We start from the raw sequence: 19965 nt of genomic DNA, 5'->3' as shown, positions 1-19965 counted from the left end.
AGAGACCCGCTACGCCGCCCGTTGATATGACTACCGCCGAACAGGCACACAAAAACACTTTGGAGTAGATGATGAAAAAATTAGAAGATGCAGGTTTGCTGGTTGCTCGTATCCTGATGCCAATCCTGTTTATCGTGGCAGGCTACGGCAAAATGGGTGACGCTTACGCCGGAACTCAACAGTACATGCAATCGATGGGCGTGCCTGGCTTCTTGCTGCCGCTGACCATTCTGCTGGAGTTTGGCGGCGGTCTGGCGATCCTGTTCGGCTTCCTGACCCGCACCGTGGCGCTGTTCACTGCCGGTTTCACCATCCTGACCGCGCTGCTGTTCCACACTGATTTTGCGGAAGGCGTAAACCAGCTGATGTTCATGAAAAACCTGACCATCGCCGGCGGCTTCATCGTGTTGGCGGTCGCAGGCCCGGGCGGCTTCAGCATCGACCGTCTTCTGAACAAGAAATGGTAATCTAAACTGTCATTCAGGGCCCGGCATGCCGGGCCCTGTCGTTTTTCACTCGGACACCAAGGAGATTCCCATGGGACAACTCGTCGATGGCGTTTGGCAAGACATCTGGTATGACACGAAATCTACCGGCGGCCGTTTCAAACGTTCAACCGCTCAGTTTCGCAATTGGGTGACCGCCGACGGTCAGCCCGGCGAACACGGCGCGGGCGGCTTCCAGGCCGAAGCGGGCCGTTATCACCTGTACGTTTCTCTCGCCTGCCCCTGGGCGCACCGCACGCTGCTGATGCGCAAATTGAAAGGGCTGGAGCAGATCATTCCGGTCTCGGTGGTGCACCCGCTGATGCTGGAAAACGGCTGGACCTTCGGCCAGGATTTTCCTGAAACCACCGGCGATCCGCTGTATCACGCCGACTTCCTGTACCAGATCTACCTGCGGGCAGACCCGCACTACAGCGGGCGCGTGACCGTGCCGGTGCTGTGGGATAAACAGCGGCAAACCATCGTCAGTAACGAATCCGCCGACATCATCCGCATGTTCAACAGCGCGTTTGACGGCGTCGGCGCTCGGGCTGGGGACTACTACCCGACCGATCTGCGCGGCAAGATCGATGAGCTGAACGGCTGGATTTACGATCAAGTGAACAACGGCGTGTACAAGGCCGGTTTCGCCACCAGCCAGGAAGCCTATGACGAAGCGGTCAACGGGGTATTCAACGCGCTGGAGCGCCTTGAGCAGATCCTGGGGCAACATCGCTACCTGACCGGCGATCGGCTGACCGAAGCCGACCTGCGTCTGTGGACCACGCTGGTGCGTTTCGATCCGGTGTACGTCACCCACTTCAAGTGCGACAAACACCGCATCAGCGACTATCTGAACCTGTACGGCTTCCTGCGCGACATCTATCAGATGCCGGGCATCGCCGAGACGGTCAGCCTGCCGCACATTCGCAACCACTACTACCGCAGCCACGCCACCATCAACCCGCACGGCATCATTTCCATCGGGCCGGCGCAGGATCTGGACGAGCCGCACGGCCGCGACCAGCGCTTCGGTTAAGGCGAAAAAAATCCCCTTGCCGCCCGGCAAGGGGATGTCATCCCACCGACGTTAACGTTGCGCGAACAGGCGCGGGATTTCGCGCAGGAACCAGGCCTTCGCCTCCCCCATGCTGTCGCGCCGCCAGGCCATAATGATGTCGGCTTCGCGGCTGTATTCCGGCCCCACCACGCGCAGCCGGCCGGCTTCGATATCTTTCTCCACCATCGGATACGGCATGGTCGCCACCCCCAACCCGGCCAGCAGCGCCAGACGTTTGTCTTCAATGGTGCTCACCGTCAGGCGCTGTTGCTTGTCCAGCAGCTGTACGGTCAACACCGGGCGCTCGCGAGCGGTATCCGCCACCGCGATACCGCGGTATTTCACGCGGGTCACCTCGGACAACGGCTCCGGCTCCTGGTGGATAGGATGATCCGGCGCGGCGACATAAACGCTCATGACCTTGTACAGTTTGCGGGTGTTGATCTCCGACGACGCGCGAAAATGCATGTCCGGCGCGATCACAATGTCGGCGCGCCCCTGTTCCAGCCGCTCCCAGGCGCCCGCCAGCACTTCGGTGAAAATCGACACCTGGGTGTTGGCCTTCAGCGCCAGCTTGTCCACCAGCGGGAACAGCAGGCTTGGCGGCGACAGCGCTTCACTGACGATGGTCAGGTGGGTTTCCCAACCGCGCGCCAGCGCCTCGGCGTCGGTGGTCAGCTTATCGGCCGCCTCCAGCAGCACCCGCCCGCGCTCCAGCAACATGCGCCCGACGTTGGTGAACTTGGTGCGGTGGCCCGAACGGTCGAACAGCACCACGTCCAATTCTTCTTCCAATTTTTGCATGGTGTAGCTGAGCGCCGACGGCACCCGGCCCAATTCGTCGGCGGCCGCGGCGAAACTGCCACGCCGGTCGATCGCATCCATCACTCTCAGCGCCTCAAGCGTGAGCGCCCGATCTCTGGCCATCACATCCCTCTGTCAGGAAATTTGAATATGCCGACCAGATTAACTGGCTAACAATCCGACGTCCAGATGCTTACCATTTGGATAATGAATTTAGAGAGCCGATTGCCATGATTACATGCAGAACAGCACAACAATGCGGGCAAGCTGACTTTGGTTGGCTGCAGGCTCGCTACACCTTTTCCTTTGGTCACTACTTCGATCCCAAACTGATGGGCTACGCCTCGCTGCGGGTGTTGAATCAGGAGGTGCTGGCACCGGGCGCGTCGTTCCAGCCGCGCACCTATCCCAGCGTGGATATCCTGAACCTGATCCTGCAGGGCGAGGCGGAATACCGCGACAGCGACGGCAACACCGCGCGCGCCAAAGCCGGCGAGGCGCTGCTGTTGGCCACCCAGCCGGGCCTGAGTTACAGCGAACAGAACGTCAGCAGCGATACGCCGCTGACCCGCCTGCAGCTGTGGCTGGACGCCTGCCCGGAACGCAACAACGAGCGGGTGCAGCGCCTGGCGCTGCCAGCGGCAGGCAACCTGCTGCTGGCCTCGCCGGACGGCGCGCAGGGCAGCCTGCAGCTGCGCCAGCAGGTTTGGATCCACCATCTCGATCTGCAGTCGGGCGAAGAACAAACGCTGACGATTAACGGGCCGCGCGCCTATTTGCAGTCGATTCACGGCACCATCGCCGCCACCGGCGAGCGCCACGAGGAACAGCGTCTGACCTGCGGCGACGGCGCCTTCGTGCGTGAGGAGAATCGCCTGACGATCCGCGCCGAGACGCCGCTGCGCGCGCTGCTGATTGATCTGCCGGTGTAAGCCGGCCGGAAAACGAAAAAACCCGCGCAACTGACGTTGCGCGGGGTTTTCTTTTGTCGAGGGAGTTGACCGGTAAGCCGGGTTCTGTCGTGGACAGTCATTCCTCTAGGCCAGCAATCGCTCACTGGCTCAAGCAGCCTACCCGGGTTCAGTACGGGCCGTACCATGTGAACCCCTATTTGGCCTTGCTCCGGGTGGAGTTTACCGTGCCACGAACTGTTGCCAGCCGCGCGGTGCGCTCTTACCGCACCCTTTCACCCTTACCTGATCCCGCTTGCGCGGGCCATCGGCGGTTTGCTCTCTGTTGCACTAGTCGTAGGCTTGCGCCTCCCAGGCGTTACCTGGCACCCTGCCCTATGGAGCCCGGACTTTCCTCCCCTCCATCTGTCTCCCCGAAGAGGACGGCAATGAAGCGGCGACTGTCTGGTCAACTCCGGCGCGGATAGTAGCGTCGCGACGGCGGCAGGTCAACCGCTTTACGGCTGTTGTTGCTCCAGCGCGTGCTTATACAGCGCATTTTTCTTCACGCCGTGGATTTCCGCCGCCAGCGCCGCCGCCTTTTTCAGCGGCAGCTCTTTTTGCAGCAGCGCCAGCGTGCGCAGCGCCTCGAGCGGCAGCGCATCCTCCTGCGCCTTGTGGCCTTCGACGATCAGCACCATCTCACCGCGGCGGCGCACTTCATCTTCCTGCACCCACGCCAGCAGCTCGCCCACCGGCGCGCCGTGGATGGATTCCCAGGTTTTGGTCAGCTCGCGCGCCAGCACCACATAGCGCTGCGGGCCCCAGACGGTGACCATGTCCTGCAGGCTTTCCAGCAGGCGATGGGTGGATTCGTAGAAAATCAGCGTGCGCGGTTCCTCCGCCAGCGCCATCAGCGTATCCTTGCGTCCCTTGGTTTTCGCCGGCAGGAAGCCTTCGTAGCAGAAACGGTCGGAAGCGACGCCCGCGGCGCACAGCGCGGTGGTGGCGGCGCACGCGCCCGGCAGCGGCACCACGCGAATGCCGGCCTCACGGCAGCGGCGCACCAGGTGATAACCGGGATCGTTGATCAGCGGCGTGCCGGCGTCGGACACCAGCGCGATGCTCTGGCCTTCCTGCAGTTTCGCCAGCAGCTGATCGGCCTTTTGCTGTTCGTTGTGATCGTGCAGCGCGAACAGACGCGCATTAATCGCGAAGTGTTGCAGCAGCAATCCGGTATGGCGCGTGTCTTCCGCCGCGATCAGATCAACGCTTTTCAGTACCTCTAACGCACGGTGGGTGATATCGCCCAGATTGCCGATGGGGGTGGGCACCACATACAGCGTTGATGCAGAAATGACTGATTGTTGGTGTTGATTCATTGTTTCATCCGGGTTGCCGATTTAATATTGAGCATCTTGAAAAAAACATCACTGGATACAGTATGCTTTCCTCAACATTCGTTCGTACCAAAGCAGGGCGTTCCAAGCCTGTCCGACTTACCGCAGTCATCGCGGCCGCCCTTTTCCTGGCAGGCTGTCCAAGTCGGGCCCCGCAAACGCCGCCCGCCAATATACAGGACGAAGCGAGCGCCAGCTCCGATTACTACCTGCAGCAGTTGCAGCAAAGCAGCGATGATAACAAGGCTGACTGGCAATTACTTGCTATTCGCGCCTTGCTGCGTGAGGGAAAACTGCCGCAGGCCGGCGACCAGTTGAATCAGTTGCCGAAAAACCTCAGCGGCGCACAGCAGACTGAACGCCAGTTGCTGACTGCCGAACTGCAGATCGCCAACAAGAGCTACGTCAGCGCCCGCAGCACGCTGGGCCACCTGGACAGCGGTGCGCTGTCGCCGAATCAGAAGGTGCGCTACTACCAGGCGCAGATCGCCGCCAACCAGGGCAAAGCGTCGCTGCCGCTGATCCGCGCCTATATCGCTCAGGAGCCGTTGCTGACCGGCAAGGCGCACCAAGACAACCTGGATCAAACCTGGCAGGCCCTGCTGCAACTGCCGCCGCAGGAGATGAACAGCCTGGTGATCAACGCCGACGAGAACGTGCTGCAAGGCTGGCTGGATCTGCTGCGCGTCTATCAGGACAACAAGCAGGATCCCGATCTGCTGAAGGCCGGCATCAAAGACTGGCAGAACCGTTATCCGAAGAACCCGGCGGCCAAAACGCTGCCGGCTCGCCTGAACCAGGTGCTGAACTTCACCCAGGCCTCCACCTCGAAAATCGCCCTGCTGCTGCCGTTGAACGGCCAGGCGAAAGTGTTCGCCGACGCCATCCAGCAAGGCTTCGAAGCGGCGAAAAACGGCGGCTCCATGCCGGCGCCGCAGCCTCAAGCCGCGCAACCGGCCAGCACGCCGGCTCAAACGGCGCCGGCCGATCAGGCCACTACGGGTGACATCAACGCCAACGGCGCTGTCAGCCCTTCGGCGCAAGAGAGCCAGCCCGCCGTGACCGCCGCGCAACCCGCTGCGCCGTCCAGCGCGCCGATAACGCCGCCGCAGGCCGCCAACGCGCAGGTCAAAGTGTACGATACCACCAGCCAGCCGCTGGCCGCCTTGCTGAGCCAGGCGCAGCAGGATGGCGCCACTCTGGTGGTCGGGCCGCTGCTGAAAGAGAACGTCGATCAGTTGTCCGCCAGCACCACCACGCTGAACGTGCTGGCGCTCAACCAACCGGAAACGCCGAAAGACAACCTGAACATCTGTTACTTCGCCCTGTCGCCGGAAGATGAAGCGCGCGACGCCGCCCGCCACATCTGGGAACAGCAGAAGCGTCAACCGCTGCTGCTGGTGCCGCGCGGCGCCTTCGGCGATCGCGTCGCCAGGGCCTTTAACCAGGAATGGCAGAAGCAAGGCGGGCAAACCGTGTTGCGCCAGGACATCGGCTCGGCCGGCGAGCTGCGCCAGATGGTGAACAGCGGCGGCATCCGCATGACCGGCACGCCGATGTCGAGCGCCCCGGCGCCGCAGAGCGTCACCATCGCCGGGCTGACCATTCCTGCGCCGCCGAGCGACGTGCCCGCCGCCACCGGCGGCAGCGTCGACGCGGTGTACATCGTCGCCACGCAGTCTCAGCTGACGCTGATCAAACCGATGATCGACATGGCCACCAGCTCGCGCGGCAAGCCGGCGATGTACGCCAGCTCGCGCAGCTACCAGGCCGGCGCCGGTCCGGACTTCCGTCTGGAAATGGAAGGCCTGCAGTTCAGCGACATCCCGCTGCTTGCCGGCTCAAACCCTCAACTGTTGCAGCAGGCCAGCGCGCGTTTCCGCAACGACTACTCGCTGGTGCGCCTGTATGCAATGGGGATGGATGCCTGGACATTGGCCAACCACTTTGCTGAAATGCGCCAGCTGCCGGGCTTCCAGGTTTCCGGCACCACCGGCACGCTGAGTGCGTCGCCGAACTGCGTGATCAACCGTAAGCTGCCTTGGCTGCAATACCGTCAGGGCACGGTCGTTCCAGTCTCTTGAACCCACGCGCCTCAGGGGCGGGCTATGAGTTACTGGCCCGCCGTCACCTGGAACACGCCGGGCTCACCTTCTGCGCCGCCAATGTCGCGGTGCGCGGCGGTGAGCTCGACCTCATCATGCGCGACGGCACCACCTGGGTGTTCGTCGAAGTGCGCTACCGCCGCAACGACGCCTTCGGCGGCGCGGCCGCCAGCGTCACCTTTCGCAAACAACAGCGGTTGCTGCACGCCGCCGCCGTCTGGCTGGCGGGGCGCGGAGCCAGTTTTGACACATCATCTTGCCGTTTTGATGTTTTGGCCATTACCGGTAGCCAGTTAGAATGGATACCCAACGCCTTCAATGCGGATTAATCGGGGTTTTACGGCGCAGACCGGCCCTTTGACTTAGTGGATTAATACAACGTGCTGGATAGAATTAAAGTCTGTTTCACCGAAAGCATCCAAACCCAGATCGCGGCGGCGGAAGCACTGCCGGACGCCATTTCCCGCGCTGCGATGACGCTGGTTCAATCCTTACTCAACGGCAACAAAATCCTGTGCTGCGGCAACGGCACCTCGGCAGCCAACGCGCAGCACTTCGCCGCCAGCATGATCAACCGTTTTGAAACCGAGCGCCCCAGCCTGCCGGCCATCGCTCTCAACGCCGACAACGTGGTGCTGACGGCAATCAGCAACGATCGGCTGCACGACGAAGTGTACGCCAAGCAGGTGCGTGCGCTCGGGCACACCGGCGACGTGCTGCTGGCGATTTCCACCCGCGGCAATAGCCGTGATATTGTGAAAGCGGTCGAGGCGGCCGTTACGCGCGATATGACCATCGTCGCGCTCACCGGCTACGACGGCGGCGAGCTGGCCGGGCTGCTCGGCCAGCAGGATGTCGAAATCCGCATCCCGTCGCACCGCAGCTCGCGCATTCAGGAAATGCATATGCTGACCGTAAACTGCCTGTGCGACCTGATAGACAATACGTTATTCCCTCACCAGGACGATTAAGGAACTGAGATGAAGCTAAAAGCCACATTTGCAGTGCTGTCCAGCGCCCTGCTGTTGCAAGGCTGTATCGCCGGCGTCGTCGTCGGCAGTGCGGCCGTCGCGACCAAAACCGCCACCGACCCGCGCAGCGTAGGGACCCAGGTGGATGACGGCACGCTGGAAGCCAGGGTCGAAAGCGCCCTGAGCAAAGACCAGCAGTTGAAGAAAGATGCCCGGGTGGTCGCCACCGCCTATCAGGGCAAGGTGCTGTTGACCGGCCAGTCGCCTAACGCCGATCTCACCGCGCGCGCCAAGCAGATCGCCATGGGCGTGGAAGGCACCACCGAAGTGTATAACGAAATCCGTCAGGGCACGCCGGTCAGCCTGAGCACCGCGTCCTCCGACACCTGGATCACCACCAAGGTGCGTTCGCAGCTGTTGACCAGCGATACGGTGAAATCGTCCAATGTGAAGGTCACCACCGAAAACGGCGAAGTGTTCTTGCTGGGCCTGGTCACGCAGCAGGAAGGGCAGTCGGCGGCGCAGATCGCCAGCCAGGTCAGCGGCGTGAAGCACGTCACCACCGCCTTTACCTACGTGAAATAATCCGCCTGGCGGGAGCGGCGCCGTGCCGTTCCCGCCCGTTTAATCCAGCTTGTTCTCGCGTAAAAACGCTTCCCCGCCCAGTTGCCGCATCTGTCGCATGATCCACTGTTGACGCTGCACCACATAGCCGGACGGCGCATCGGCCCTGAAGCGATGCGGATTCGGCAATACCGCCGCCAACAGCGCCGCTTCGGCCGCGCTCAGACGTTTGGCCGGCTTATGGAAAAAGCGCTGTGAAGCCTCTTCCACGCCGAACACCCCATCGCCGAACTCGACGATGTTCAGGTACACCGTCAGAATACGCCGCTTGGTCCACACCAATTCGATGCCCGACGTCAGCCCGGCCTCCAATCCTTTGCGCAGCCAGCTGCGGCCATCCCACAAAAACAGGTTCTTGGCGGTTTGCTGCGACAGCGTGGACGCGCCGCGGATGCGCGTCGGGCGCTTCTCGTTGTGGCTGAGCGCCTTTTCAATGGCCGCCACGTCGAAGCCCCAATGGTCTGGAAACTTCTGATCTTCCGCCGCCATCACCGCCAGCGCCATTTGCGGCGAGATGTCGTCCATCGACACCCAGTCCGAATGGGCGACATAGCCGAAGTCGCCGCTCAGCCAGGCGCTGACCTGCCGCTCCACCATCACGGCGGAAAACGGCACCGGTAGGAAGGCAAAGAGCACAATGGCCAACACCCACAGGCCGATAATCGCGATGACGCCGCGCTTCAGCCAATACCACGGGCGCAGCCGCCGCCATCCGACGAGCGATTTTCTCATTCAGCCAGTTCCAGCACCCGCGCCACCAGCTTATCGATGCCCAGGGCCGCCTGCGCGATAGACGGCGCCAGCATATAGGCCGGCGTGGTCACGATCTTATGTTCGCGATCCACCACGATGTCGTCCACCGGGCAAATTACCGGTTCGCCGCCCATGGCGTCAATCACTTCCCCCAGATCCGGATCGTTGCCAATGGTGAGCCGCGCTTGTTGATCCAGCAGCTTCGGCAACAGCGCCGGCGCGATGCACATCAGGCCAATTGGTTTGTTGGCCTTATGCATCTCGCGCGTCAGGCGCGCCAAATCTTCATCGACCCAACATTCCGCGCCGGCTTCGGCGAAATTGCTGAGGTTCTTGGCGGCGCCAAAGCCGCCGGGCACGATCAGTGCATCCAGCTGCGCGGCCTCCGCCAGCGCCAGCGGCTGCACCGCACCGCGGGCAATGCGCGCCGATTCAATCAGAACATTGCGCGACTCCGCCGCCTCCTCACCAGATAAGTGATTAATAACATGGCGTTGTGGTTTGTCAGGCGCAAAGCACACCGCCTGGGCGCCGGCACGATCCAACGCCAGCAGCGTCAGCACCGCTTCATGGATCTCCGTACCGTCATAAACGCCGCTGCCGCTGAGGACTACACCCACCTTTTTCATCACTCTTACTCCTGTCGCTGCTGTCAACTGGTTCGTGCTCGGAGTTGACAAACACTAATCTACATCACACATTTTAATGAATCTTCTAACAAGAGCGCTTACATTTGCTATGTTGTTGGCTGTATGATGTTTAGGAATTCGCAACAACCTGCTCGACCAGAACACTGAAACCAATACGCAGGTTCACAATTTCCCTGGTGTTGGCGCAATATTCGCGCACCCCGGCTTAGGTCGGGGTCATTTTTTTTCAGCGTTCTCAACCCAAGCCCGCAGTACCTGCACGTCGTTGCGCCACTCTTGTTTCAGCTCATCCACCCAATCCTGCACGTTATCCCACCAGGCCGGCAGCGTCGGCGTTTGAATCTGCTGCGCCAGCTGCTGCAGATGGCGCAGACCGACCGAACCGGCGGCGCCCTTGATCTTATGCCCTTCCTCAGTGATGCCTTTCTGATCGCGCGCCGTCATGTTGGAGTCCAGCACCGCCAGATAGCCCGGCATCATCTGTTCGAACATCTCCAGACTTTGGTGGATCAACTGCGGGCCAACCAGATCCATGTACTGTTCCAGCATCGCGGTATCGAGTAACGACTCATTAATCTGCATCGCCTTGTGCTCCGTTTTCTTTGAAGTGTGAGAAGGTTGATGATCCCAATAGTGTTTGATGACCTTGGTCAGCGCCGGCACCGACAGCGGCTTGCTCAGCACATCGTCCATGCCCGCCTCGAGATACTCTTTTTTGTCTTTCAGCACGTTGGCGGTCAGGGCCACCAATGGCGGCAGCGCCTGCCCGGCATAGCGCTCGCGCAGCGCCCGGGCGATGTCCAGCCCGGTCATGTCCGGCAGTTGAATGTCCAGCAGCACCAGATCGAACTCGTCCGGATCGAACATCGCCAGCGCATCGTGGCCGTTCATCGCCACGTCGACGCTGTTGCCCAGCTTCTCCAGCACCGAGCGCGCCACGATCACGTTCAGTTCGATATCCTCCACCAGCAGGATGTGCAGCGCCGGCAACGGCAGCGCCTCTTCTTCCGGCGCCGCGCTGACGGCTTCCTGCACCGCCGGCGCCTTGATGGTTAAGGTAAAGCAAGAACCGTGCCCTTGTTCGCTGCGCACGGTAATGTCGCCGCCCATGCTCTGCGCCAGCCGCTTGGAGACCGCCAGCCCGATGCCGGTGCCGGTGGCCGGGCGGCCGCCGCGCTGATCTTTCACCTGGTAATACATGGCGAAGATCTTGTCCTGCTCGTCCTGCGGGATGCCCATGCCCGAGTCTTCCACCTCGAACACCAGTTTCTCCTGCGCCTCGCGCCGCACGCGCACCACAATTTGCCCCTGCTGGGTAAATTTCACCGCGTTGCCGATCAGATTCCACAAGATCTGCCGCAGGCGGGTGCCGTCGGTCACGATCTGCTGCGGCAGCGGCGTCTGCGGCTCCATGACGAACTGCAGCCCTTTCGGCTGCGCCAGCAGGCCCGAGAGGTTCTCCAAATCCGCCAGAAAACCGGTGAAGTCCACCGGCTGGTTGTCGAGCTGCACCTTGCGCCGCTCAAGCTTGTCCATTTCGATAATGTCGTTGAAGATATTGCCGAGGGTGATGGCGCTGACGTGGATGGTCTTCAGGTATTTCAGCTGCTCGTCGTTCAGCTCGGTATCGAGCAGAATGCGGCTCAGGCCGACGATGCCGTTAAGCGGCGTACGCAGCTCGTGGCTGATGGTGGAGATAAAGGTGGTCTTCTCCCTGCTGGCGTTCTCCAGCGCGTCCTGGTAGCGCTTACGCTCGGTAATATCGCGGCCGAAGCCCATCAGCCCGTGGCGTTTGCCTACCCGGTCGTAAAACGGCACCTTGCGCAGCTCGAAACAGGCCTTGCGGCCGTCGGGATACACCAGCCACTGTTCGTAGGTCAGCGAGACGTTGTGGCGGAACACCTTCTCGTCGGTCTCAATGACCTTTTCGGCGATCTCCTGGCCGTAGACGTCGAACGGCGTCAGGCCAATCAGCTGCTTCTCGCTTTTGCCGGTCAGCAGCTCCATCGCGCGGTTGCAGCCGGAAAACTCTTTGTCTTCGTTGCGGTAGTAGACCAGATCCGGCGAGGCATCGAGGAAGGAACGCAACAGCGCCGATTGCTGGCCCAGCTCAATCTGCGCCAGCTCGCGCTGTTCCATCTCTTCGGTCAGCTTTTCCATCACCTGCAGGCGCTCTTCTTCCGCCTTGATACGGTCGGCGATCTCCTGATTCAGCTGGCTGATATTGTCTTTGAGCTGCTGATTGAGCTCCAGATCGCGGTGGCGCATCTCTTCGAGCTTGTCCACCAGCCGCGCCAGCCGTTGGCGCGACTCTTCCAACTGTTCCACCACCACCGAGAGAAAATAGACCGCCCACGGGGTGATCAACAGGCCGAAGAAGATCGAACGCACCACGTCGATGCTTTCAACTTCGCCGCGCAGCAGCATGGTCACCGCCATCTGCACCACCATCGCCAGCACCACCAGCGCCGAGGCCAGCAGCAGCGAGAAGCGCACCAACCCCAGTTTCACCATTAAATCAACGTAGTACTGGGCCAACACCCGGATTTGCTTCATAGCGGCTCCCTTCAGACACAATCTTTTGAATCATACCGTAAAACAGCGGTGAGATAAGGCGGCAAACGCCGAAGTGTGGCAAAGATTGCACTTCAGAGCGGCATGCCGGGCCGGTAGCGCCGTTTTTCATCCAGCGCGCTGCCCTGCCCGCCGTGCCGTTGCAGATAAGCGCCGACCGCCTGCATGCCGCTCCAGCGGTTTTCGCACCACAGCGGCGCCAGCAGCGTCGGCCGCCGGGCGCTGGCGGAAAGACGGTGGTACACCACCTCGCCCGGCGTATGGCGGATCATCTCCCCGGCGCTGGCGGCGTAATCCTCCAGCACCAGTTCGGGCAACCGCCCGGCCTGCCACGCCCGCCCCAGGATACTGCCGGTGACGACGTGCAGCGGATGCAGCTTGATGCCGTCGACGCCGGTCTCCGTCACCCGCTGCAGCGTGAGCAGATGATCGCGCTGGGTTTCTCCCGGCAGCCCGACGATCAGATGGCAGCACACCTTCAGCCCGCGCTGCCGGGCCAGCCGCGCAGTCTGCTGATAACAGCGAAAATCATGGCCGCGGTTGATGCGCTTCAGTGTTTTATCATGCGCCGTCTGTAGCCCCAGCTCCAGCCACACCTCATAGCCTTGCTCGCGGTATCCCGTCAACAGATCCAGCGCGGCGGCCGGCACGCAGTCCGGCCGGGTGCCGACGCACAGTCCGACCATGACGCTCTGCGCCAACGCCTGCCGATACATCGCCTCCAGCCGTTCAACCTCCGCATAGGTGCTAGTATAGGCCTGGAAATAGGCCAGATAGCGCCGCGCCCGATCGACCCGCGCAGCCTGCTGCGCCAGCTGTTCGGCGATGCTCTGGCTCTGCATCGCCTCATCGGCAAACGAGGCGACGTTGCAGAACGTACAGCCGCCGCGCCCCAACGTGCCGTCGCGGTTAGGGCAGCCGAATCCGCCGTGCAGCGTGAGTTTATGGATCTTTTCGCCATAGCGGCGCTGGAGATCCGCGCCAAACATATTGACTAATTGCGGCAACTGCATAATCTTGGTGGTTCTCTGCGTTCAAAGCCGCGATGCTAATAAGAAACGGTTTTTCCCGCGATGACAGAGATCAACGCTTTCCCCGCAAGGCGCCACCAGGCATAACTATTCATCATAAATGCAAATCAATTCACTATAATTCTGATGAATTATTCTAATCGTCACGCAACCGTTAACGGCAATATGACAACACGGTGAAAAATAGTCATAAACATCAGCTAAGCAATATCTTATAGAATAAAATTCTGGCATTAACCCCCGCACTAGCATGGTGCAGAGATTAAGGGGTTGCACTATAGTGAGACAGCTCACACTTCTGCGGGGATCGGCGTTGCCCCACGATAGTGCAAAAATGCATTAAAACACTTATTTTTCAAATAAATAAACATCACCAATTCGATAAGAATCTATCTTAAGCCCACATTTGACCTGCGAATTCTTTCTCGCTAAGTTGGAAGTCCGCTGGAAGCTTTCTGGACGGGCAAACGTCTCGTCATATTTATGCAGTAATTGAAGACTCCCTCTTAAAACAAGTCCTATACCACTTGTGAGACCGTCACGAGAGGCCATTGATGGAGGGCGGAAAAGCAGATTGGCGGGGTTAACTTGCTGATTGGACTTCTGCCTGAAATTGGGAAGCCCCCTCGCAGTAGGTTGTGAGAGTCACGCAGAGCCTGGGGAGGTTCACGATATGTTGTACGATAAATCCCAAGAGAGGGACAACTGTGGTTTCGGCCTGATCGCCCACATAGAAGGCGAACCTAGCCACAAGGTGGTGCGCACCGCCATTCACGCGCTGGCCCGCATGCAGCACCGCGGCGCGATCCTCGCCGACGGCAAGACCGGCGACGGCTGCGGCCTGTTGCTGCAAAAACCCGATCGCTTCTTCCGCATGGTGGCGGAAGAGCGCGGCTGGCGTTTGGCCAAGAACTACGCCGTCGGCATGATGTTCCTCAGCCAGAATGAAGAGGAAGCGCGCCTCAGCCGCCGCATCGTGGAAGAAGAGCTGCAAAACGAAACGCTGTCGATCGTCGGCTGGCGTGAAGTGCCGACCAACCCGGACGTGCTGGGTGAAATCGCCCTCTCTTCCCTGCCGCGCATCGAGCAAATCTTCGTTAACGCCCCGGCCGGCTGGCGCCCGCGCGATATGGAGCGCCGCCTGTTCGTGGCGCGCCGCCGCATCGAGAAACGGGTGCAGGATGACAGCTTCTACGTCTGCAGCTTCTCCAACCTGGTGACGATCTATAAAGGCCTGTGCATGCCTGCGGATCTGCCGCGCTTCTATCTCGATCTGGCGGACCTGCGCCTGGAGTCGGCCATTTGCCTGTTCCACCAGCGCTTCTCCACCAACACCGTGCCGCGCTGGCCGCTGGCTCAGCCGTTCCGCTACCTGGCGCACAACGGCGAAATCAACACCATCACCGGCAACCGCCAGTGGGCGCGCGCCCGTACCTATAAATTCCAAACGCCGCTGATCCCGGATCTGCAGGCCGCCGCGCCGTTCGTCAACGAAACCGGCTCCGACTCCAGCTCGCTGGACAACATGCTGGAGCTGCTGCTGGCGGGCGGGATGGATCTCATCCGCGCCATGCGCCTGCTGGTGCCGCCGGCCTGGCAGAACAACCCCGACATGGACGGCGATCTGCGCGCCTTCTTCGACTTCAACTCGATGCACATGGAGCCGTGGGACGGCCCGGCCGGCATCGTGATGTCCGACGGCCGCTACGCCGCCTGTAACCTCGATCGCAACGGCCTGCGCCCGGCGCGCTACGTGATCACCAAAGACAAGCTGATCACCTGCGCCTCCGAAGTCGGCATCTGGGATTACCAGCCGGATGAAGTGGTGGAAAAAGGCCGCGTCGGCCCCGGCGAGCTGATGGTGATCGACACCCGCAGCGGCCGCATTCTGCACTCGGCGGAAACCGACAACGATCTGAAAAGCCGCCACCCGTATAAAGAGTGGATGGAGAAAAACGTCAAACGCCTGGTGCCGTTCGAAGATCTGCCGGACGATCAGGTCGGCAGCCGCGAGCTCGACGACGCGCAGCTCGAAACCTACCAGAAACAGTTCGGCTACAGCAGCGAAGAGCTGGATCAGGTGATCCGCGTGCTGGGCGAGATTGGCCAGGAAGCCACCGGCTCGATGGGCGACGATACCCCGTTCGCCGTGCTCTCCAGCCGGCCGCGCATCGTTTACGACTACTTCCGCCAGCAGTTCGCGCAGGTCACCAACCCGCCGATCGATCCGCTGCGCGAAGCGCACGTCATGTCGCTGGCCACCAGTATCGGCCGTGAAATGAACGTGTTCTGCGAAGCCGAAGGCCAGGCGCACCGCCTGAGCTTCAAATCGCCGATCCTGCTGTACTCCGATTTCAAACAGCTCACCACGCTGGAAGGCGAATACTATCGCGCCGAGACGCTCGATCTGACCTTCGATCCGCAGCAGCAGGATCTGGAGCAAACCATTCGCGCCCTGTGCGACGAAGCGGAACGCAAGGTGCGCGAAGGCGCGGTGCTGTTGGTGCTGTCCGACCGCGCCATCGCGCCCGGCCGCCTGCCGGTACCGGCCCCGATGGCCGTTGGCGCCGTGCAGACCCGGCTGGTGGAGAAAAGCCTGCGCTGCGACGCCAACCTGATCGTTGAAACCGCCAGCGCCCGCGATCCGCACCACTTCGCTGTGCTGCTCGGCTTCGGCGCGACCGCCATCTACCCGTATCTGGCCTATGAAACCCTGGCCAAACTGGTGGACAGCCAGGCGATCGACAAGAAATACCGCGACGTGATGCTGAACTACCGCAACGGCATCAACAAAGGCCTGTACAAGATCATGTCCAAGATGGGCATCTCGACCATCGCCTCTTACCGCTGTTCCAAGCTGTTCGAAGCGGTCGGCCTGCACCGCGATCTGGCGGATCTGTGCTTCCAGGGCGTGGTCAGCCGCATCGGCGGCGCCAGCTTCAGCGACTTCCAGCAGGATCTGCAGAACCTTTCCAAGCGCGCCTGGCTGAAACGCAAGCCGCTGGAGCAAGGCGGCCTGCTGAAGTTCGTGCACGGCGGCGAATACCACGCCTACAACCCGGACGTGGTGAACTCGCTGCAAAAAGCGGTGCACAGCGGCGAGTACAGCGACTACCAGGCCTACGCCAAGCTGGTGAATGAGCGGCCGGTCGCCATGCTGCGCGATCTGCTGGCCATCACGCCGAAAGGCGAACCGATCCCGGTCGATCAGGTCGAGCCGGCGGAGTCGCTGTTCAAACGCTTCGACACGGCGGCGATGTCGATCGGCGCGCTGAGCCCGGAAGCGCACGAATCACTGGCGATCGCCATGAACGGCCTCGGCGGCTTCTCCAACTCCGGCGAAGGCGGCGAAGATCCGGCGCGCTACCGCACCAACAAGGTGTCGCGCATCAAACAGGTGGCCTCCGGCCGCTTCGGCGTGACGCCGGCCTACCTGGTGAACGCCGACGTGATCCAGATTAAGGTGGCGCAAGGCGCCAAGCCGGGCGAAGGCGGCCAGTTGCCGGGCGATAAAGTCACCCCGTACATCGCCAGACTGCGTTACTCGGTGCCGGGCGTAACGTTGATCTCCCCGCCGCCGCACCACGACATCTACTCGATCGAAGATCTGGCGCAGCTGATCTTCGATCTGAAGCAGGTCAACCCGAAGGCGGTGATCTCGGTGAAACTGGTGTCCGAGCCGGGCGTGGGCACCATCGCCACCGGCGTGGCGAAAGCCTATGCCGATCTGATCACCATCGCCGGTTACGACGGCGGCACCGGCGCCAGCCCGCTGTCCTCGGTGAAATATGCCGGCTGCCCATGGGAACTGGGCCTGGTGGAAACCCAGCAGGCGCTGGTGGCCAACGGCCTGCGCCACAAGATCCGTCTGCAGGTGGACGGCGGTCTGAAAACCGGCGTGGACATCGTCAAAGCGGCGATCCTGGGTGCGGAAAGCTTCGGCTTCGGCACCGGGCCGATGGTGGCGCTGGGCTGTAAATACCTGCGCATCTGCCACCTCAACAACTGCGCGACCGGCGTTGCGACTCAGGACGACAAGCTGCGCCGCGATCACTACCACGGCCTGCCGGAACGCGTGACGAATTACTTCCAGTTTATCGCGCGTGAAACCCGCGAGATCATGGCGCAACTGGGCGTGAGCCAACTGGTGGATCTGATCGGCCGCACCGAGTTCCTGACCGAGCTGGACGGCATTTCCGCCAAGCAGAACAAGCTGGATCTGTCGCCGTTGCTGACAACCGCCACGCCGCATCCGGGCAAAGCGGTGTACTGTACCGAAAGCAGCAACCCGGCGTTCGACAAGGGTCTGCTGAACAAAGAGTTGCTGGCGCAGGCGGAACCGTACATCGAAGCGAAGCAGGGTAAAACCTTCTACTTCGACATTCGCAACACCGACCGCTCCGTAGGCGCCATGCTGTCCGGCGCGATCGCCAACGTACACGGCGATCAGGGGATGGCAGCCGATCCGATCAAGGCGCACTTCTCCGGCACCGCCGGGCAGAGCTTCGGCGTATGGAACGCCGGCGGCGTCGAGTTGACCCTGACCGGCGACGCCAACGACTATGTCGGCAAAGGCATGGCCGGCGGCAGCATCGCGGTGCGTCCGCCGATCGGCTCCGCCTTCCGCAGCCATGAAGCCAGCATCGTCGGCAACACCTGCCTGTACGGCGCCACCGGCGGCAAGCTGTTCGCCGCCGGCCGCGCGGGCGAACGCTTCGCGGTGCGCAACTCCGGCGCCATCACCGTGGTGGAAGGCATCGGCGACAACGGCTGCGAATACATGACCGGCGGCATCGTCTGCGTGCTGGGTAAAACCGGCATCAACTTCGGTGCCGGCATGACCGGCGGCTTCGCCTACGTGCTGGACGAAGACGGCGAGTTCCGCAAGCGCGTAAACCCGGAGCTGGTGGAAGTGCTGGATGTCGATCAGCTGGCGATCCATGAGGAGCACCTGCGCGGCCTGATCACCGAACACGTGCAGGCGACCGGCTCTTCCCGCGCGGAAGAGATCCTGGCCAACTGGCCGGAGTGGGCGCCGAAGTTCGCCCTGGTCAAACCGAAGTCCAGCGATGTCAAAGCGCTGTTGGGTCACCGTAGCCGTTCCGCAGCCGAGCTGCGGGTGCAGGCGCAGTAAGAGGTAGGTCATTAATGAGCCAGAACGTTTACCAATTTATCGACCTGCAGCGTGTTGATCCGCCAAAGAAACCGCTGAAGATCCGCAAAATCGAGTTCGTCGAGATCTACGAACCGTTTTCGGAAACCCAGGCCAAGGCCCAGGCGGACCGCTGTCTGTCCTGCGGCAACCCGTATTGCGAGTGGAAGTGCCCGGTGCACAACTACATCCCGAACTGGCTGAAACTGGCCAACGAAGGCCGCATCATGGAAGCGGCGGACCTGGCGCATCAGACCAACAGTCTGCCGGAAGTGTGCGGCCGCGTATGCCCGCAGGATCGCCTGTGCGAAGGCTCCTGCACTCTGAACGACGAGTTCGGCGCGGTCACCATCGGCAATATCGAGCGCTACATCAGCGATAAGGCCATCGAAATGGGCTGGAAGCCGGACATGTCTCACGTACAGCCGACCGGCAAGCGCGTGGCGATCGTCGGTGCCGGCCCTGCCGGGCTGGCCTGCGCCGACGTGCTGACCCGCAACGGCGTCAAAGCGGTGGTGTATGACCGTCATCCAGAGATCGGCGGCCTGCTGACCTTCGGCATCCCGGCTTTCAAGCTGGAAAAGGAAGTGATGGTCAAACGCCGCGGCATCTTCAGCGAGATGGGCATCGAGTTCCAGTTGAACACCGAAGTGGGCAAAGATGTCAGCATGGAGACTTTGCTGAGCGAGTACGATGCGGTGTTCCTCGGCGTCGGCACCTATCAGTCGATGCACGGCGGCCTGGAGAATGAGGAAGCGCAGGGCGTGTACGACGCGCTGCCGTTCCTGATCGCCAACACCAAGCAGCTGATGGGGTATGAAACCGATCAGCACGAGCCTTACGTCAGCATGGAAGGCAAACGGGTGGTGGTGCTGGGCGGCGGCGATACCGCCATGGACTGCGTGCGCACCTCGGTGCGTCAGGGTGCAACGCAGGTCATCTGCGCCTACCGCCGCGACGAAGCCAACATGCCGGGCTCCAAACGCGAAGTGAAGAACGCCCGGGAAGAAGGGGTGGACTTCCAGTTCAACCTGCAGCCGCTGAGCATCGAACTGAACAGCGCCGGCCGCGTGGCCGGAGTGAAAATGGTGCGCACTCAGTTGGGCGCGCCGGATGCCAATGGCCGTCAGACGGCGGAGCAGGTGCCGGGTTCCGAACACGTGATCGACGCGGACGCGGTGGTGATGGCGTTCGGCTTCCGCCCGCACCGCATGGACTGGTTGGCGGCACACGACGTGCAGCTCGATAAACAGGGCCGCATCCTGGCGCCGGAAGGCAGCGACAACGCGTTTCAGACCAGCAACCCGAAAATCTTCGCCGGTGGTGACGCAGTGCGCGGATCTGACCTGGTAGTGACGGCGATCGCCGAAGGCCGTAAAGCGGCAGACGGCATCATGAACTACCTGGAAGTGTAAACCTTCCGTACCATCAGAGGCTCGGCATATTGCCGGGCCTCTGTTTTTAGC

General features: G+C 61.6%; 15 protein-coding genes and 1 other RNA gene. 9 read left to right on the top strand and 7 right to left on the bottom strand.

Translation table 11 applies throughout. The annotated features are described in order from the left end of the window. The first annotated feature begins 71 nt into the window (after positions 1–71). Positions 72–467: a DoxX family protein gene (locus tag ACJ8KE_RS17115; protein ID WP_016930186.1), complete on the top strand. Its 396-nt coding sequence runs from the start codon at positions 72–74 to the stop codon at positions 465–467. A 70-nt stretch (positions 468–537) separates the two neighbouring features. Beyond that, entirely contained in the window at positions 538–1524 is a 987-nt protein-coding gene (locus tag ACJ8KE_RS17110) for a glutathione S-transferase family protein (RefSeq protein WP_004937116.1), read from the top strand. 51 nt (positions 1525–1575) lie between these two features. Here ACJ8KE_RS17110 and ACJ8KE_RS17105 read toward each other — a convergent pair whose 3' ends face one another. Then, entirely contained in the window at positions 1576–2472 is an 897-nt protein-coding gene (locus ACJ8KE_RS17105) for a LysR family transcriptional regulator (protein WP_004937113.1), read from the bottom strand. Between the two features lie 107 nt (positions 2473–2579). On the opposite strand from ACJ8KE_RS17105, the gene ACJ8KE_RS17100 reads away from it, so the two are divergent. Then, positions 2580–3281 (top strand): pirin family protein, encoded by a 702-nt coding sequence (locus ACJ8KE_RS17100; protein ID WP_028128304.1) that lies wholly within the window; start codon positions 2580–2582, stop codon positions 3279–3281. Between the two features lie 57 nt (positions 3282–3338). On the opposite strand, the gene rnpB is transcribed toward ACJ8KE_RS17100, so the two are convergent. Beyond that, an RNA gene (rnpB, locus tag ACJ8KE_RS17095) (RNase P RNA component class A) lies at positions 3339–3716 on the bottom strand. A gap of 41 nt (positions 3717–3757) precedes the next feature. Beyond that, complete coding sequence (gene rsmI, locus ACJ8KE_RS17090) at positions 3758–4621, bottom strand: 16S rRNA (cytidine(1402)-2'-O)-methyltransferase (RefSeq protein ID WP_004937108.1); 864 nt, start codon at positions 4619–4621, stop codon at positions 3758–3760. Positions 4622–4683: 62 nt separating this feature from the next. Here rsmI and ACJ8KE_RS17085 point away from each other — a divergent pair, with 62 nt between their 5' ends. From ACJ8KE_RS17085 to dolP, 4 genes are read left to right on the top strand one after another with little or no spacing between them, the layout of a single operon-like run. Continuing rightward, a complete protein-coding gene (locus tag ACJ8KE_RS17085) occupies positions 4684–6723 on the top strand; it encodes a penicillin-binding protein activator (RefSeq protein ID WP_028128303.1) in 2040 nt (679 codons plus the stop codon). Continuing rightward, entirely contained in the window at positions 6720–7073 is a 354-nt protein-coding gene (locus ACJ8KE_RS17080) for a YraN family protein (RefSeq protein WP_015379164.1), read from the top strand. The genes ACJ8KE_RS17085 and ACJ8KE_RS17080 overlap by 4 nt, the downstream gene beginning before the upstream one ends. A gap of 51 nt (positions 7074–7124) precedes the next feature. Then, a complete protein-coding gene (gene diaA, locus ACJ8KE_RS17075) occupies positions 7125–7715 on the top strand; it encodes a DnaA initiator-associating protein DiaA (RefSeq protein WP_004937103.1) in 591 nt (196 codons plus the stop codon). A gap of 9 nt (positions 7716–7724) precedes the next feature. Then, complete coding sequence (gene dolP, locus ACJ8KE_RS17070; protein ID WP_004937101.1) at positions 7725–8300, top strand: division/outer membrane stress-associated lipid-binding lipoprotein; 576 nt, start codon at positions 7725–7727, stop codon at positions 8298–8300. Positions 8301–8339: 39 nt separating this feature from the next. On the opposite strand, the gene mtgA is transcribed toward dolP, so the two are convergent. The 4 genes from mtgA to ACJ8KE_RS17050 all read right to left on the bottom strand — a co-directional run bounded on the left by mtgA (position 8340) and on the right by ACJ8KE_RS17050 (position 13329). Further along, positions 8340–9071 carry a monofunctional biosynthetic peptidoglycan transglycosylase gene (gene mtgA / locus ACJ8KE_RS17065; RefSeq protein ID WP_097101343.1) on the bottom strand — a complete coding sequence of 244 codons (732 nt, stop codon included), beginning with the start codon at positions 9069–9071 and terminating at the stop codon, positions 8340–8342. Next, entirely contained in the window at positions 9068–9721 is a 654-nt protein-coding gene (gene elbB, locus ACJ8KE_RS17060) for an isoprenoid biosynthesis glyoxalase ElbB (RefSeq protein WP_079450138.1), read from the bottom strand. The genes mtgA and elbB overlap by 4 nt, the downstream gene beginning before the upstream one ends. Positions 9722–9958: 237 nt before the next feature. Continuing rightward, the gene (arcB, locus tag ACJ8KE_RS17055) at positions 9959–12298 is read right to left on the bottom strand and encodes an aerobic respiration two-component sensor histidine kinase ArcB (RefSeq protein WP_016930193.1); all 2340 of its coding nucleotides are present in this window, start codon (positions 12296–12298) and stop codon (positions 9959–9961) included. 92 nt (positions 12299–12390) lie between these two features. Then, complete coding sequence (locus ACJ8KE_RS17050; protein ID WP_442517320.1) at positions 12391–13329, bottom strand: TIGR01212 family radical SAM protein; 939 nt, start codon at positions 13327–13329, stop codon at positions 12391–12393. Positions 13330–14020: 691 nt separating this feature from the next. Between ACJ8KE_RS17050 and gltB the strand changes: the two genes are divergently transcribed. Both gltB and ACJ8KE_RS17040 read left to right on the top strand, forming a co-directional pair. Further along, entirely contained in the window at positions 14021–18481 is a 4461-nt protein-coding gene (gene gltB / locus ACJ8KE_RS17045; RefSeq protein WP_016930195.1) for a glutamate synthase large subunit, read from the top strand. Between the two features lie 14 nt (positions 18482–18495). Beyond that, a complete protein-coding gene (locus tag ACJ8KE_RS17040; RefSeq protein WP_079451616.1) occupies positions 18496–19914 on the top strand; it encodes a glutamate synthase small subunit in 1419 nt (472 codons plus the stop codon). Positions 19915–19965 lie beyond the last annotated feature (51 nt).

It is taken from the genome of Serratia sp. CY56464 (assembly GCF_052168435.1).
Classification (GTDB): domain Bacteria; phylum Pseudomonadota; class Gammaproteobacteria; order Enterobacterales; family Enterobacteriaceae; genus Serratia; species Serratia marcescens.
This window is presented reverse-complemented; position numbering and strand designations above follow the sequence as displayed.

Excerpts from the sequence above, each read along its gene's own strand:
- mtgA (WP_097101343.1), bottom strand. The coding sequence starts at position 9,071 with ATGAGAAAATCGCTCGTCGGATGGCGGCGGCTGCGCCCGTGGTATTGG.
- dolP (WP_004937101.1), top strand. The coding sequence starts at position 7,725 with ATGAAGCTAAAAGCCACATTTGCAGTGCTGTCCAGCGCCCTGCTGTTG.
- ACJ8KE_RS17100 (WP_028128304.1), top strand. The coding sequence starts at position 2,580 with ATGATTACATGCAGAACAGCACAACAATGCGGGCAAGCTGACTTTGGT.
- arcB (WP_016930193.1), bottom strand. The coding sequence starts at position 12,298 with ATGAAGCAAATCCGGGTGTTGGCCCAGTACTACGTTGATTTAATGGTG.
- ACJ8KE_RS17085 (WP_028128303.1), top strand. The coding sequence starts at position 4,684 with ATGCTTTCCTCAACATTCGTTCGTACCAAAGCAGGGCGTTCCAAGCCT.
- elbB (WP_079450138.1), bottom strand. The coding sequence starts at position 9,721 with ATGAAAAAGGTGGGTGTAGTCCTCAGCGGCAGCGGCGTTTATGACGGT.
- rsmI (WP_004937108.1), bottom strand. The coding sequence starts at position 4,621 with ATGAATCAACACCAACAATCAGTCATTTCTGCATCAACGCTGTATGTG.
- ACJ8KE_RS17110 (WP_004937116.1), top strand. The coding sequence starts at position 538 with ATGGGACAACTCGTCGATGGCGTTTGGCAAGACATCTGGTATGACACG.
- ACJ8KE_RS17040 (WP_079451616.1), top strand. The coding sequence starts at position 18,496 with ATGAGCCAGAACGTTTACCAATTTATCGACCTGCAGCGTGTTGATCCG.
- ACJ8KE_RS17050 (WP_442517320.1), bottom strand. The coding sequence starts at position 13,329 with ATGCAGTTGCCGCAATTAGTCAATATGTTTGGCGCGGATCTCCAGCGC.
- gltB (WP_016930195.1), top strand. The coding sequence starts at position 14,021 with ATGTTGTACGATAAATCCCAAGAGAGGGACAACTGTGGTTTCGGCCTG.
- ACJ8KE_RS17115 (WP_016930186.1), top strand. The coding sequence starts at position 72 with ATGAAAAAATTAGAAGATGCAGGTTTGCTGGTTGCTCGTATCCTGATG.
- ACJ8KE_RS17105 (WP_004937113.1), bottom strand. The coding sequence starts at position 2,472 with ATGGCCAGAGATCGGGCGCTCACGCTTGAGGCGCTGAGAGTGATGGAT.